Source organism: Mycolicibacterium wolinskyi str. Jessa 2025, assembly GCF_049241375.1.
Taxonomy (GTDB): domain Bacteria; phylum Actinomycetota; class Actinomycetes; order Mycobacteriales; family Mycobacteriaceae; genus Mycobacterium; species Mycobacterium wolinskyi.
The window spans coordinates 7,211,377-7,226,429 of record NZ_CP185960.1 but is presented as its reverse complement, the minus strand read 5'-3'; the positions used below and the strand labels follow the sequence as shown (position 1 = coordinate 7,226,429).

At 63.1% G+C, this 15,053-nt stretch carries 14 protein-coding genes; 11 read left to right on the top strand and 3 right to left on the bottom strand.

Features of this window, described 5'->3' with window-relative positions:
- Positions 1-68: 68 nt before the first annotated feature.
- The 8 genes from ACOI2T_RS35660 to ACOI2T_RS35625 all read left to right on the top strand — a co-directional run bounded on the left by ACOI2T_RS35660 (position 69) and on the right by ACOI2T_RS35625 (position 7,779).
- Positions 69-362 (top strand): PE family protein, encoded by a 294-nt coding sequence (locus ACOI2T_RS35660; RefSeq protein ID WP_067849777.1) that lies wholly within the window; start codon positions 69-71, stop codon positions 360-362.
- A gap of 41 nt (positions 363-403) precedes the next feature.
- On the top strand, positions 404-1,735 hold the full coding sequence (locus tag ACOI2T_RS35655; RefSeq protein WP_409502970.1) for a PPE family protein: 1,332 nt from the start codon (positions 404-406) through the stop codon (positions 1,733-1,735).
- Positions 1,736-1,824: 89 nt separating this feature from the next.
- The gene (locus ACOI2T_RS35650) at positions 1,825-2,124 is read left to right on the top strand and encodes a WXG100 family type VII secretion target (RefSeq protein ID WP_067849773.1); all 300 of its coding nucleotides are present in this window, start codon (positions 1,825-1,827) and stop codon (positions 2,122-2,124) included.
- Positions 2,125-2,155: 31 nt separating this feature from the next.
- Positions 2,156-2,443 carry a WXG100 family type VII secretion target gene (locus ACOI2T_RS35645; protein WP_067849771.1) on the top strand — a complete coding sequence of 96 codons (288 nt, stop codon included), beginning with the start codon at positions 2,156-2,158 and terminating at the stop codon, positions 2,441-2,443.
- Positions 2,444-2,559: 116 nt separating this feature from the next.
- Complete coding sequence (locus ACOI2T_RS35640; RefSeq protein ID WP_067849769.1) at positions 2,560-3,990, top strand: ESX-1 associated ATP-binding protein EpsI N-terminal domain-containing protein; 1,431 nt, start codon at positions 2,560-2,562, stop codon at positions 3,988-3,990.
- The gene (eccD, locus tag ACOI2T_RS35635) at positions 3,987-5,522 is read left to right on the top strand and encodes a type VII secretion integral membrane protein EccD (RefSeq protein WP_084356625.1); all 1,536 of its coding nucleotides are present in this window, start codon (positions 3,987-3,989) and stop codon (positions 5,520-5,522) included. The genes ACOI2T_RS35640 and eccD overlap by 4 nt, the downstream gene beginning before the upstream one ends.
- Positions 5,523-5,692: 170 nt before the next feature.
- On the top strand, positions 5,693-6,541 hold the full coding sequence (locus tag ACOI2T_RS35630; RefSeq protein ID WP_409502969.1) for a hypothetical protein: 849 nt from the start codon (positions 5,693-5,695) through the stop codon (positions 6,539-6,541).
- A gap of 302 nt (positions 6,542-6,843) precedes the next feature.
- Complete coding sequence (locus ACOI2T_RS35625) at positions 6,844-7,779, top strand: ESX-1 system-associated protein (protein ID WP_421875440.1); 936 nt, start codon at positions 6,844-6,846, stop codon at positions 7,777-7,779.
- A 410-nt stretch (positions 7,780-8,189) separates the two neighbouring features.
- Here ACOI2T_RS35625 and ACOI2T_RS35620 read toward each other — a convergent pair whose 3' ends face one another.
- On the bottom strand, positions 8,190-8,372 hold the full coding sequence (locus ACOI2T_RS35620; RefSeq protein ID WP_409502967.1) for a hypothetical protein: 183 nt from the start codon (positions 8,370-8,372) through the stop codon (positions 8,190-8,192).
- A 1,098-nt stretch (positions 8,373-9,470) separates the two neighbouring features.
- Here ACOI2T_RS35620 and ACOI2T_RS35615 point away from each other — a divergent pair.
- The 3 genes from ACOI2T_RS35615 to ACOI2T_RS35605 all read left to right on the top strand — a co-directional run bounded on the left by ACOI2T_RS35615 (position 9,471) and on the right by ACOI2T_RS35605 (position 12,411).
- Complete coding sequence (locus ACOI2T_RS35615; protein WP_409502966.1) at positions 9,471-10,166, top strand: EspK C-terminal domain-containing protein; 696 nt, start codon at positions 9,471-9,473, stop codon at positions 10,164-10,166.
- Positions 10,167-10,241: 75 nt separating this feature from the next.
- Positions 10,242-11,804 carry a PPE domain-containing protein gene (locus tag ACOI2T_RS35610; RefSeq protein ID WP_409502965.1) on the top strand — a complete coding sequence of 521 codons (1,563 nt, stop codon included), beginning with the start codon at positions 10,242-10,244 and terminating at the stop codon, positions 11,802-11,804.
- A gap of 85 nt (positions 11,805-11,889) precedes the next feature.
- Entirely contained in the window at positions 11,890-12,411 is a 522-nt protein-coding gene (locus ACOI2T_RS35605) for an EspA/EspE family type VII secretion system effector (RefSeq protein ID WP_409502964.1), read from the top strand.
- Positions 12,412-13,206: 795 nt separating this feature from the next.
- Here the strand turns inward: ACOI2T_RS35605 and ACOI2T_RS35600 are convergent.
- Together ACOI2T_RS35600 and ACOI2T_RS35595 are read right to left on the bottom strand one after the other, a co-directional pair.
- Positions 13,207-14,427, bottom strand: coding sequence for a 9-bladed beta-propeller domain-containing protein (locus tag ACOI2T_RS35600; protein ID WP_409502963.1), 1,221 nt, complete (start codon positions 14,425-14,427; stop codon positions 13,207-13,209).
- 291 nt (positions 14,428-14,718) lie between these two features.
- Entirely contained in the window at positions 14,719-15,048 is a 330-nt protein-coding gene (locus tag ACOI2T_RS35595) for a YbaB/EbfC family nucleoid-associated protein (RefSeq protein ID WP_409502962.1), read from the bottom strand.
- Positions 15,049-15,053: the final 5 nt, after the last annotated feature.

The window sequence follows — 15,053 nt, the reverse complement described above, 5'->3', positions numbered from 1 at the left end:
AAATTGCTGCCATGCCGCCCATGAGTGCTTGTCCTTGACTAATCCGAATCGGAAAGGGGATTACGCAAATGCAACCGATGATGCACAATCCGGGTGCCGAGGCTATTGCCGCACAGGTGATCGCAAATGCCGCACGTGGTCTGGCCGGTGGCACCACCGCATCCGCCGCGGTCTCTGCACTGGCCCCGGCCGGCGCTGACGAGGTGTCGGCCATGGCGGCCGTCGCGTTCGCCAGTGAGGGTGTGGAGGCACTTGCGGCGAACGCATTCGCCCAGGAGGAACTCACCCGGGCAGGCGCTGCGTTCGCTGAGATCGCCGGCATCTACAACGCCGTCGACGCGGCCAACGCCAGCACGCTGTAGCCAAGTCGCAGTCAGTTTCGAGCAGATAGGGTCACCCACCGATGGTCGCGGCGCCGCCTATTCCGCCGGTTTGGATCGCATTTCCCCCGGAGATCAACACCGCACGTTTGATGTGCGGTGCCGGCCCGGCACCGATGCTCCAGGCGGCCACCGGATGGGAAGGCCTCGCGATTCTGCTGGAAACCCAGGCAGCGGAATTGGCCGGGGCGCTCAGCAACCTGACGGGCCTGTGGAGTGGCACGGCCAGTGAACGTGCCATCGCCGCCACGATGCCGATGATCATGTGGTTGCAAACCACGGCCGCGCAGGCGCAGAAGCGCGCCCTGCAGGCAACGGCACAGGCGAGCTCCTACAGCCTGGCCATGGCAACCACGCCGCCATTGCCGGAGATCGAACAGAACCACATCACGAACGCGGTCCTGAACGCGACCAACTTCCTCGGCATCAACACGGTGCCGATCGGGCTGAACGAGATGGACTACTTCGTTCGGATGTGGAACCAGGCGGCCGGTGCGATGGATGCCTATCACGCCGAAACGACCGTCAACCTGCTGTTCGAACCGATCATGCCGATGAAGCCGATCGTGCTGCCCGGTGTCTCCGCTGCAGTTGCGGGGTCGGCCCTTGCCGAGGCTGCACCGCGCGCCGCCCAGGGCGCGGCCCGCAACCTGGTGATCGAAAAGGTCGGCGCCCAGGCGATGATCGAAAACTCGGCCTTGCTGATGGGCAACGCCGCTGCGCAGGTCAACCACGCCGAGCAGCGCGCGGTCGGCGCGGCGAACAAGGCCGACAACGCCGCTCAGCAGGGGCAGCAGCAAGAGCAGCAGCCGGGCCAACAGCTCCTGCAGCAGGGCATGCAGATGGCCATGCAGATGGGTGGCCAGGCCGCACAGATACCGGCTCAGCTCGGTCAGCTGTTCCAGAGCCAGGTCCAGCAGTTCACGCAGCCGCTGCAGCAGGTGGCCACCCAGATGGTGAGCCAGTTCAGCAGCATGGGCGCCGAGAAGAGCATGCAGGTCGGTTTGATGGGCGCGAGCCCGTTCTCGAACCATCCGATGCTCGGTGGGTCAGGTCCGAGTACGGGTGCCGGCCTGGTGCGGGCGGCGTCCCTGCCGGGGGCTGGCGGGACGGCACCGCGCACGCCGATCCTGTCGAACCTGCTCGGCATCAGCGGCGAGATCAAGACGCCTGGACTGGCCGGAGCCGGGTCAGGTTCGAGCGGTCCGTTGGCACCGGTTGGCAGCGGGGCGGGCGGCGGTGGGCCGATGACCCAGGCCGGCCAGCGAAAGAAGGAAGGCGGGTCCAAGGACGGGCTCGTCGCTCCGACACCACTGACGTACGACCTTTCAGAAGATGATGACGACGACTGGTAAGTCGTCACAACACAAGACTTTCCGGCCGCCCGGCCGGAGGACTCGCCATCAATGTTGGTGAGGACAAAGGAAAATAAGGGGAATCCAACATGGCAATGAATACAGATGCCGCCGTCCTCGCCAAGGAGGCTGCTAATTTCGAGCGCATCTCGGGCGAGCTGAAGAGCGTCATCGGACAGGTCGAGTCCACCGCGGGCACTCTCGTCTCGCAGTGGCAGGGCCAGGCCGGCACCGCCGCCCAGGCTGCGTTCCTCCGCTACCAGGAGGCCGCCACCAAGCAGGTTCAGATGCTCGACGAGATCTCGGCGAACATCCACACCTCGGGCACGCAGTACACCTCGACCGACGACGACGAGGCCGGCACGCTGTCCTCGGCGATGAACCTCTGACCACCAGACCGCGAGAAAACGGAGAACAGACATGACTGAACAGGTATGGAATTTCGCCGGTATCGAGGCCGGCTCGAGCGAGGTCGTCGGCGCCGTTGGTACCACCAACGGACTGCTCGACGAGGGCAAGGGTTCGCTGGCTGCGCTCGCCGCGGCGTGGGGCGGCCAGGGTTCGGAGGCCTACCAGGCCGTTCAGATGCGTTGGGACCAGACCTCCAACGAGCTGAACATGGCGCTGCAGAACCTCGCCCAGACCATCAGCCAGTCGGGCGCGAACATGCTGCAGACCGAGAACGGCGTCACGGGGATGTTTGCCTGATCGACGCGTGCACGATGATGGGCGGGTCGGCCGACAAGCTAGGTGGCCGAACCCGCCCATCACGTGCGCATGGGTGTAAAGATCTGTTTATCTGCTTTGAGTATTGAGGGGTCCCCATGTCGGCCGACTATGACCGGCTCTTTCATTCGTCCGAACCGGGTAAACCGGTCGATGACGCCACGATCACCGTGGACAGAGATGCCATCCTGAAGGCCACCGCCGCGGCACCGCCGCCGATGCCGACGGGGGAAAAACCCACCGCCGACGCACCGTCGGGCTCGATGCCCGTCGCGCCGACCCAGTCGCAGTCTGCTGCCGCGCCTTCGCGTCACGCCGAGACCGCGCCGCAGGTCCCGCCGCCGATGCCGCCGCCGCCGGCGACCGCGCCGCAGTGGCCGCAGAACTCGATGCTGCGCGCACCGCAGCAGCAGTTCGGCACGGGTGCGCGCCACGAGCAGCCCCGTACGTTGCCCGGCCCGCCGCAGCGCGTCGCACCGGGGCCGGCCCCATCCCAATTCACCGACATCGATCCCGAGATCAGCGGGGCATGGCGTGCCGGCCAGGCGATTCCGGCGCCCGCCCAGCCCGGTCCGACGTCGGCCGCTTCCATGGGCAACCACCGCGCGATCGACGCGCTGTCGCACGTCGGCGTGAAGACCGCCGTCAAGATGCCGTCGCAACGCGGCTGGCGTCACTGGCTGTACGTGATGACGCGTATCAATCTCGGGCTCTCGCCCGATGAGGTCTACGAGCTGGATCTGCACAACCGGATCCGCCGAAATGCCCGTGATTCCTACCAGATCGGCGTCTTCGGTCTGAAGGGCGGCGTCGGCAAGACCGCGGTGACCGTCGCACTCGGATCGGCGATGGCCAAGATCCGTGGTGACCGGATCCTGGCGATCGACGCCGATCCCGACGGCGGCAACCTCGCCGACCGCGCCGGACGGCAGTCCGCAGCGACCATCTCGGATCTGCTCGCCGATCAAGAATTGTCGCGTTACAACGACATTCGCGCTTACACGAGCATGAACGCGTCGAACCTCGAGGTGCTGTCCTCGGAGGACTACAGCGGTGCGCAGCGTGAGTTCAACGACGACGACTGGAAGGGCGCCACCGCGGTGGTGTCGCGCTACTACAACCTCGTGCTCGCCGACTGCGGTGCCGGGTTGTTCCAGAAGGCGTCTCGCGGTGTGCTGTCGAGCATTTCGGGCATGGTGATCGTCGCGAGCGCATCGATCGACGGGGCCCGGCAGGCCGCGGTCACGATGGACTGGTTGCGCCAGAACGGCTATCAGGACCTGCTCGGCCGTTCCTGCGTGGTGATCAACCATGTGACACCGGGCAAGCCGAATGTCGACGTCGAGGATCTGGTGCAGCAGTTCGAACGCCACGTGCCGCCCGGCCGCGTCATCGTGTTGCCGTGGGACAAGCACATCGCGGCAGGCACCGAAATTCAGCTCGATCTCCTCAGCGACACGTTCGAGCGTCGGATCACCGAGTTGGCGGCGGCGCTGTCCGACGATTTCGACAGGCTTGAACGGCGTTGACCTCCACCGCCACCGCAGCTGCTGACGCGTCGAGCGCGACGCCCGGCCGACCGTCGACGACGAGGGTCACTGTCCTCACCGGTAAGCGCCTGACAGATTTGGTGCTGCCGGCGGCAGCCCCGATCGAGTCCTACATCGACGAGACGGTCAGCGTCCTCGGCGAGCTGCTCGAAGACACTCCCAAAGACGTCCTCGCCGGGTTCGACTTCTCGCAGCAGGGTGTGTGGGCGTTCGCGCGCCCGGGTGCCCCGCCGCTGAAGGCCAGCGAATCGCTCGATGATGCCGGCGTTGTCGACGGTTCACTGCTGACGTTGGTGTCGGTCAGCCGCACCGAACGCTACCGGCCGTTGGTCGAGGACGTGATCGACGCGATCGCGGTGCTCGACGAATCACCGATCTTCGATCGCAGCGCGCTGAATCGCTTTGTCGGGCTGGCAATTCCAGTCATCGCCACATTCGTCACGGTCATGGCGGTGATCAACTGGAACCGTACCGGTCACGATTGGTGGTGGTCGGTAGCACTTGCGGTGTTCGGCCTGGCGCTGCTCGGCGGCAGCATGCTCGCCAAGGGCCGCTACGACAACATCGACATATCCGAAAGCCTGCTGATCGCCTGCGCGCCGGTTCTCGCTGGTGCCGCGGCTCTCGCGGTCCCGTTGCCCCGCGGATTTGACGGACCCGGCGCACCGCAGGTTGCAGGCGCCGCGGCCGTACTGCTGCTGTTGACGCTCGGCACTCGCGGTGGACCGCGCGGCCGAGCCGAAGTGGCGTCGTTCATGGCGATACTCGCGATCGCGGTGACCGCGGCCGGCGTCGCGTACGGCTACGGCTGGAACGCCTGGGTGCCTGCCGGCGCCATCGCCTTCGGCCTCATCGTGGTGACCAACGCCGCGAAACTGACTGTCGCCGTTGCTCGTATCGCCCTGCCGCCGATCCCGGCGCCCGGCGAGACGGTGTCCAACGACGAACTGCTCGACCCGGTCGTCACACCCGACATGGTCGACGAAGAATCGCCTACGTGGCAGGCGATCATCGCGTCGGTCCCCGAATCCGCGGCACGGCTGCAGGAACGCAGCCAATTGACCCGCCAGCTCCTGATCGGCTTCCTGTCCGCCGGTGCGCTGATCCTCGCGGTCGGTGCGATCGCAGTTGTCGTGCAAGGACACTTCTTCGTCCACAGCATGATCGTGGCGGCGCTCGTCGCCGTCATCTGTGGCTTCCGGTCCCGGCTCTACGCCGAAAGATGGTGTGCTTGGGCGCTACTGGCTGCCGCGATCACGGTGCCGACCGGGGTGATGATCCGCCTGTGCCTGTGGTGGCCGGACAGTGCGTGGCTGATCATGGCGATCTACCTGGCACTTGGTCTGGTTGCGTTGATCGTGGTCGGTGCCACCGACAGCGTCCGACGCGTCTCACCGGTCACCAAACGCATTCTCGAGCTTCTCGACGGCGCATCCATCGCCGCGGTGATTCCACTCCTTCTTTGGATCGCCGGCGTGTACGACCTCCTTCGCAACCTGCGGCTGCATTAGTCGGAGGCGGCTGGTGCTGGTCAAAGTTGTGCGATCGGGGTGTATTCAGCTCGGGTAGCATTTTGCTGAACTACTGGTAGAGGGGACTGCCGATGAGCGCCGGGGCCGACGTCCGCACGAGCCGGGCGGGCTGAGTATCTGGTTGGCCTGCGCGAGGATTGGGGATTGCGATGAGTGAGCTGAGGGTCAACGTGCCCGAACTCAGAGCGAAGAGCTCTGGCCTGGAAGATGCGGCTAACAGCCTTCCGGAACCTCCTCAGCAGTTCACGTCGGCCGGAACTGATCCGCTGTCCCAGGCACTCACGAAGTTGACGCAGGAGAAAGAAGCGTCGTTCATCGAGGCGCTGCCTGGCACCAAGTCGGATTCTCAGAAGACGGCCAGCGACATGGGCGTGGCAGCTGATTGGTACGAGAAAACGGACCAAGAAATTCACGACGCCATCATGAAGCGGGTGGCCGAGTTCGACTCGATCTTCGGCCCGCCCGATACCGTCGGCGGGGGCGGAACTCCGGCTTCGAGCGGCGGTCAGTTCGGGCAGCTTGTTTACGGTGAGACGCCCGCTGGCCAGGGCGCGGCACCGCCGGCAGCGGTTGGCGGGCAGGCCCCGGTCGAGGCTGGTCAGCAGGGAGCGCAATCCGCAAGCCAGATCGCTCAACAACTCGGCCAGATGCCCATGCAGATGATGCAAGTGCCAATGCAAATGATGCAGCAGGCCGGGCAATTGCCGCAGGGCATCATGCAGGGTGTTCAGGGCGGGGTCGAGCAGATCAACAAGTTGGCGGGCGAAGCCGGCAAGAAGGATGCCGGTGAGAAAGCACAGCCCGAGCAACAGGCGCCGGCGGAACCCGACAAGCGCGAGGAAACCGCTCCACCTGTGCCCGCGGGTGCGGACGACACGGGTGCCAACACGCAGAATGCGCCGGTGGGACCGCCTACGTCTGGTGGCGCACCGCAGAGTGCTGCGCCCGTACCACCGAGCCCCAACAGGGTCCCATCCGATCCGTCAATTGCCTTGTGACCACGTGTGTTTGATGTGAAGGTGCGCCGATGACTTTGCCTCCCCCGCCGGATTCATATGGTTCCCAGCCGCCGAATGGTGGTGGGGTGCCGCCGTGGGGTGGGCAGCCTCCGCAGGGGTCTGGCGGCCAACCGCCATATCCTGGTGCACCGCAAAGCCAGCCATACGGGCAGCCATATCAAGGTCAACCAGGTGGGGCCCAGCAATGGGGACCGCAGCAACAGTGGGCGGGTGGACCGCCGCCACCACCGAACAAGGGTGGTAAGGGTAAATGGATTCTTGTTGGCCTCGCGCTCGTCGCCGTGATCGCCGTCAGCGTCGTCGCGACTGTCCTTGTCCTGCGCCCTGATTCGGGCGGCAATGGCAACGGGACCCCGACCGCCAACGGGGATTCAGAGTTCGCGAGCGCGAACGATACTGGGCCTGCGAACGTTATTACTGAGGATCCGACTTGCGATGCGTGGGGGCGGATTTCGCGGGATTACAGCGCTCAAGCGGAATCTGTGAAGTGGGCTGATCGTGACCCCAAGGTCTCAGCGGACGACTGGACTCCCGAACAGCGCACTGTCTATGACACCGTCGGAAAAGCGTTAACAGATGCCGTGAGCCTGACCCCAAACCTTCAGAAACAGACTCCGCACCGAGTCATGCGCGAATTGTATGGCCAATTCATCGCGTATGCGACAGCATTTGTCGACGCAATACCGAAGTACGACGCAAGTTTCGAGCCTCTCGCGAATGCGACCGGTGGGTTGATATCCGCTATAGCGAACGTATGTGCTGCGATCGATTACGACGCCATCCAATCTTTAGCGCCCTTAATCTCAGAGCCAAAATCCCCATCTGACGCTGCGACTATCGACACCGAGAACGAACGATTCCTAGTCGACCCAATCTCTACTTGCAGCCAATGGATTCCGGCCGCAACAAAATACAGTGATGCTACCGAACCGTGGATCGCTGTCGATCCGAAGATTCCCTCGACAGAATGGACACCCGAGCAGCGATCAATTTACGACGCGGTTGGTCAGGTAATGTCGGACTACGCTAATCAGATTGAGGAACTCGGTCGCCAAAGCGATAACGGCGTGCTGGAGGATATTGCTGTACTATCAGCCCAGTACTTTCGTGCCTTCGTAATAGCGATCCCAAATTACTCCTCGAACGATAATCTCTTAGCGGAGTCGGCTCGCTTCTTGTCCGGCACTATATATTGGGCTTGCAAGGCGGCAGAGTGAGCGCCGCATCACGAAGTTCCCTCGGAGGCGTCGCGGGTGTAGCCGGCGGCGCAGGTGGCGCAGCGGTTGGTGCTGCTCTAGGTGGTCGAGCAGGGACGACACTCGGCAGTCCGGCTAAGCGGGATAAGCCCAGTGGTCAATACGCCGATCAGATGACGGGGCCAGGCGGCTGGCCAGAGACGGATGAAGGCGAATTCGAGCGACGTAAGGAAGTCCTTACCGAGATCAAATCCAAAGTCACAGAGGCTAGGCTCGGATGGGATAACCTGCGTGCATTGCTATTTAACGGAACGTATATATGGTCAGGTAAAGGCGCTAGCGCAGCGGCCGGACAGGCGGAGCAGCGCTCTAAGGCGATGACGAAATGCGAGAACGAGCTTGAAAAGGCAATCCAATGGTGTGATACCGCTTCAAAAGGGATTAGCACTGCCAAAGATCACATTATCAGCAATGTGGATAGAGAGCTCGGCGAAATAGGGCGGCTTCTTCGAAATGCCAAGGATCAGGATGTTTCCGAGGCCATCCAAGATGTAGTTAACAGAGGTCTGGGAAATAATCAGAAAACGTTGCAGCTGCTCGCCGACCTCGTTCATGGTGGCGGCTTAGCTCAATCCCCATTAATCGAGGACGAAGATCGTCCAGATCAGGCGGAAGAGCGGGAGCCCGGTATATATACTTTGGTTTCTGAGCATCGACGAGGTGCACCCGTTGATGCACTACCCGGTCATACACCGGACGCAGTGCCTCCGAATCTACCCGCCACACCGCAAAGAGGGCGCGTCGATGCAGTAGCGCCAGAATCGGTCCCGGACGCGGCGCCGAAACCGGCCGCGGACGTCCCCCAGGTATCACCAGGCGACTCGCCCGGTGCAGGACCGGGCGCGGGAGGGCCAGCTGGCCCGTCGAGAGGCCGAGTCGATGACGCGCTCACGGGAAGCACACCGCCTCCTGCAACCACTGCTCCAAGGAGTCCGGCTTCTCCGAACGGTAAACCACCTGTTGGATCCGGAGTTCCTTCCTTTCCTGGCGTGCCAGGCGGCCCCGATGCGCCGGCACAGGCAGGCGCACCCAGCATCGGCGGTGGCGCCCCTGCCGCACCCACCGCCCCAGTCAGCCCGCTTAGCGGTGGCGGCGGACCGTCGTCAGTGGCAAGCAGTTTCGAGCCGGCGGCAGACGCGTCGCAGGCAGCGTCGGCCGCACAGGCTGGCGCCCAGCCGCCGCCGAATCCGATGCAGCAGTTCGCTCAGTCGTTTGCGAACGCGGCCGGGCCGCAGATGCAACCAGCTTCGGCGGGCATGGCTCCGCCCCCGCTGGAACCGCTCGATTCGACCGCGCCGACGAACACTGGTCCAGCCCCGGCTGCCCAAAGCAGTGCACAGGCGCCTGTCGCCCCGCCGCCGCCCGCAACCGGCGGTGGCTCGACCGGCATGGGGATGGGTTCGGGTGGAGGCGGAATGCCGCCACCGATGCCATTAGGCCCACCTCCGACGGCGCCGCCGGCAGCTCCCGTCGCACCCGCGAGTGCCCCACCGCCTCCGCCGGCTGCGCCCAGCGCGGCGAGTGCGGCGGCCATTGGTGCGGCGCCAGTGCCCGTTTCGGCTGCGCGCGCTCAACGCGACGCGGCCGCTGGGCTATCCCGCCGGGCCTCGGGTTCGGATTTGGTGGACTTGGCCCGTCGCATAGGCGCGGCGTTGAACGTCGATGTGAAGCAGCCGCGGCTCTTCTGGCTGACCGGACTGACCACCGATGGGTCAATCGTGGTGGCCAACAACTACGGGATCGGGTTCATCCCGGACGGCGTAAACCTGCCCGAGCGGGTGAAGTTCGTCAGCGCCGACGAATCCATACCGCCGGTGGAACGCGGGAAGTGGGCGACGTACCCGATCGTGGCCCTGCACGGGTGGGCACAGGCTCACGACACGTCGCTACGCGCGGTGATCGCCACCGAAGAGCAGTTCAAGGGGTTTGATTCCGGCGTCGCACAGGTGGTGCTGCAACCCGATGACCTTCCGACGAACGGTCAGATGCAAGGTCGCTCGCGACTCGAAGTGATCGCACCCGACGCGATGGCGAAGTTGGCGAAGGTCAGTGACACTGCGCTTGGTGAACTTCTGCCACCCGCACCAGCTGATCCGGATGGACCAGCGGACCGTCGGGCAAAATTGCTCAGAGAGGTCTTCCAGCCCCTGCTGAGTAAGGACCCCGGGCGGGTGGTCGTGCACTTGAACGCGATGATTGCCTACGCAAACCATATGCAGGAGTTGGCGTTACATCGCGCGCATACCGCCGTCGGACCCGACGCGCAGCGCGCCGCGATCGCCGACGGAATCTATTGGCAGCACCTCAGTGTGCTCACTACAGACGCAATCAGCGATGAACAGGCATAACCGCGCTGCGCACGTCGGACGACCGTTGGTCACACCGACACGCTATGAGCCCGGGACCGAGGCGTAGGGGGACCTATGGCAGATCAGATCAAGGTCGCTGCTGAGGAATTGACAAAGCGTGCGACATGGATCAGCGAACAAGCCGGGCGCTGGCCGACGGAGGCACCGAAGGCGTCGCCACCGGACGAGTTGAGTTCGACCAAGACCGCGGTCGACAACCTCAACGCGTACGGCGAATCGCTGCAAAAGTTCACCGATGTCTCGAAAGAGGAAAGCCTGCGCCTGGCAAGGACATTGGAGAAGGTTGCCAAGGCGTACTCGGATGTCGACGAGAACTGGGTCGATCCGATAGAGCGCGGTACAAAGGCGGAAGCGATTCCCGTACCTGCGCCGGAGCCTGAACTCCCCTTGCCGCCGGAGCCGCCGAAACCTGAAATGGTCAGTGCCGACGGGTATCTCAGTGTTGAAGAGACCGAGGAACGCCTCAACTCAGGCGACGCCGGGTCCCTCAACGACGCCATCGAGGCGGGTTTCAAGGGCATGATCGCCGTCACCAGCCTTGCGCCTGAAGCAAGCTTCGCCGACTGGGAAGGCGATGCCGCCGATGCAGCCTTCGCGAAATTCAACAAATTCCGGGACTGGCTTCAAGACCTATCGGACGCCTGGGAGAGTTACGCCGGCGCAGCCGTAGCGATCAAGAACGCTCACGACAAGGCCGTGGCCGACCACAAGCCGATCGCCGAGGCGTATAAAGCCTTGCAGGACACTTTGGACGACGCGCTGGAAGGGACGAACCCGAATCAGGCGGACATCGACGCACTGGTTGCGAAGATGGAGGCCGAGCAGGAAAAGTCCCGAATGGTCCGCGAGACCTACGCGAGTAGCTCGGATCCCGAGATGGCCAAAGTGCCTACCCCTCCATTCGGCGTAGCCGCAGGCGGAGGACCGCCGAACAACGGCGGCCAGCCTCCCGGTACGGGGGGCGGCGGTGGTGGCGGTACACCCGGCGGCCAGCCACCAGGAGGTATGCCTCCCGGGCAGCCCGCAATGTCGCCGGCGAGTGCGAATCCCGCTGGAGGCCAACCCGAATCGGCCGGCGCAGGAGGCTCGCCGGCAGGAGGCGGATCACCTTCCGGCGGTGGACAAGGCCAAGGCAGTGGCGGTGGCGGTGGTGCGCCCTCCGGTGCAGGTGCTCCGACGGGAGCTGAATTACCTTCTGGCTCCGGAGATATCCCGGGTCTTGCCGAGCCGAGTCTCAAACCCGCCAGTGCCGGTGGCGGTGGCGGGTCGGGTGGTGGCGCCGGCGGTGGCGGTGGTGGCATGCCCTCGGCCCCTCTCGGTCCGGCGGTTGGCGCTGAGACGGTTGCGCCGCCGGGTGGCGGGGCTGCTCGAGGTGGTGCCGGTATGCCAGCGGGCGCCGGACCGGCAGGCGGTGGAATGGCCGGTGCCGGCATGGGTGGTATGGGCGGAATGGGCCACGGTGCCGGCGGCGGCAATCAGGGCAAGGATAAGCGGCGGGACCCGAACCTGACGCCGGACGAAGATCTCTATACCGAGGACCGGGCTTATACCGAGGCCATCATTGGTCTCCAAGAACGTCGCAAGCGAGAGATGCAGGCGCGCAAGGATCCCAGCTAACCGATTCAACCGGGCACATTACTGTCATGGAGTTCGTTTGCCGTCGGCCATACTTGGGTAATCGTCCTGGCGAGAGGGCTTCGGGGTGAGTGCGCTTGATGGGTTCTACTCGACGTGGAACAAGGCCCGCGAAACCTTCGGGCAAGGTACTCCCGACGACGGCTCTCGGTTCGACGGTAGCTCCCGATTAATGCAGATGAAGGCCGGCGTCGACGCCGCTGCACCCGATGACCGCTGGCAAGGGTCCGGGTCACAGGCGTATGCGGCAGCCAACAAAGAGCACGCCGCGGTGTTCGAGAAGCTCGCCGAGCTCGATAAGAAGATGGCGGGCGAGGTCAAAAACGCTGCCTCCGTCGTTACGACCGGACGGGCCAACCTCGACACTGCTAAAGGCTGGGTCGACAGCATGGTGAACTCACTCGCAAAGAGTAATGCGAACGACCGTGAACAGAAGTTGATTCCAATTGCCCGCGAAGGTGATGGTCCCCGCGATGCCGTTTATCCGCACCCTAAGCAGCCGTACTTGGTTGATAGCCACCTGGTCGTTGCCGGTTGTCGTGCAGCTAGTCTTGGCAGTCCTTTTAGCCTCAATGTGGCTACTGGGTAAGTGGCCCTTCTCAACCGATGCTAACTTCGGGGGTGAACGTGCATGGTTGCTGACGGCCACAGTAATCGCTGTAATGTGTTCGGGACTCACGGCGGCGGCGCTTTCATCGGTGGCTTCGCGATCTCCCCAACGTCAGGGACTTGCCATTAGCTTCGCCGTCGCCGCAGCAATCGTTCTTATTGGCGCTTGCTTGTACGCCTTCTTGATATATCGGTAGCGTAAGGATTCGCTTTGGACGAGAATTCAGCCATTACGCGACACCTGAGCCGTTACGGTATATGGGGTTTTATTGCTGCGGCTTCGAACACGTTATTCCTAGAATTCGCAACGTGGGTGCTTGCTCCGTGGCTGCTATATGCGCTCCTTATCCTCCCGTCGATTATTCTCATCGACTTGGCCATTTCCGCTCTAGTGGCGATATTTGGTGGCGTGGCTGGGCAAATTGGCCGCGGACTGATGATCGGTTGTATCGCGGCCCCAGCGTCGTTGGCTATATTTGTTCCGGTCTTCATCATCGCGCACGCAATAGGTCCTATCTGATTAAGAAGTTCTCACTCAGGGGGGGCTTTAAACAGCGCGAAACGTCCTTCATCTGCCGCCGGATTGCCGCTGAGTAGATCGCGGTTCCCGTGATTGACACATGAATCTAAAGCGCGGCCACGTTCTTGAACCGCCGGCAAACCGTCGAGTCGATCCACAACGCGGTTGGGTGATCGCTTTCATATGACGCACCGGCCAGGGCCGTGCCAGTCGATGTCGCGATAGGGATTGTCTAGAACCAGCAGACCCATCGAATCATTCACGATGCGACACAAGAGAGTGGAGCTCCTTGGCGTCGTCGGAGAGCTCTACAAGCGTGTCGTTGATCCTCCATAGTCGATGAAACGACTCAGCATTAACCGGTGTGGCCCAAAGTTTCTCGCAGCTGGCAAGGTCCATCGCAAATGTCGATGCGCCAGTAACCTCGTTGGCGCTCGTCTCGAATACGCCGACACTTCCGTCATTTCCGATGTACTGACTCATGTTTGGCCTGCAGGCAACCCCTCCTTTGCCTGTTGTCAGGTCGAATTGTCGCCAGCGTCGCACTTTCGATGAGCCTTCCCACGTCGATTCAGGAACATAGAGGCGGTGGCCAATAAGCAAGGCATCACTTCCGAGGCCGTCGGGAAGTTGGATGAGTTCCGTTCCGTTAGCACCGAAGACGCTGTAGCTCGGGGAAGACTCCACCACAGGTGGAGTCGACGACAAGACCGACAGAGGTCCCGAAATATGTGTCTCGTGAAGGCGATTTCCTGTCTCATCGAAGAACATCACCGCGTCAGATACTGACATGCTGTTTTCAGCAACAGCCTTGATCGCGAAACCTCCCGGGTACACAACGGCAGCCTGCGGGACCAGCCCATCATCGATGTCGGGCGTGATCACTTTGCCGTCGATCAAGGAGAAAACAACCACTTGATCCGTGCCATCAGCCGAATCTTCGGCTATAGCAAGTGGCGCATGGTCGGCATCTGCAGTCCTAGGCGAGGTCGAGACCTTGGTGGTGCCCGGAACGAGCCACGTCGTTTCGGCTTGAGGACCGATGCCGAAAATGCCCTGGCCTAACATCTCTGCTACGGCGTATATGCCCACTTGGTCTACTCTGACGCCGCTTCCCGGTGTCGTGTGTAGCTGAGTCGGGCCGTTGAACAGAACTTTTCCCGTACGCGTGTCGATCACCCACGCTTTGCTTTGGACCTCGTCGCCGCGAACCTCGTCGGCGACGCACAACACCGACTCGGGCCCATTCAGGAAGCACTTGGGGGTATTCGAACCGGAGTCGATCGTCACCGGTGAAAACAGTGGTTCGCCTGTGTGGATGTCCAAGCCGACCAGCCATAGTTGCCGGTGGGGCTGACCTGGGTTGGTGGCGAGAAAGTAGCCGTGATTATCCACCGAGCCAACGAACGGAGTTGCCCACGTTGGATTGTCGGTAGTCCCTATGATGCTCGAGTCGGCAAGGCCCAGATCTTGCACGGTAGTACGCCACCCGGGTACCGGACGCAGCCCCATAGGTGCGGCGAGGACCTGTTGCGGCGGCGGTTGCCAGTCGCCTCGATGAAATGCTGTGCTATCGGACGACGGCCGGGTGCTCGCGAAAATGAGAACTCCGCCTACGACCGTAACCACCGCGACAGCGACAGCCAGGCCAACGATCCACCACCGCACACGACGCGGCACGGGTCGGACCGTATCGAAACTCCCCGTCATGCCCGCTGATCGCCCTGATCGCGGTTCTGAAGTCTCGAGGTACGACGGGCGCCGCTCCTAGCCATCCTCAGCGGTGATGTCCGCGACGATCGCGTCGAGCCGTTCCCGGTCCGCTTCAATCGATGCGGTCGCCGCTGCCGCTGCCTTCTGCAAGGCTTCGTTCAGCCGCTGCTCCACTGTTGCCGCGCCAAGTCGCAGCAACCCGTCCTCGATGAACACCGACGTCAGGTGATGGTGACCGTTCAACGTCACCTCGACCGTATCGGTTTCGTCGGTGCCGACGAACGCCTCGTTGTTCATCTTGTGGAGTTGGTCGTCCATGAGCGATTGCAGCCGCTGCGCCTGGCGCAATACGGCAGCGACCTGTGGATGCACGTCGTCGGTCACTTCAG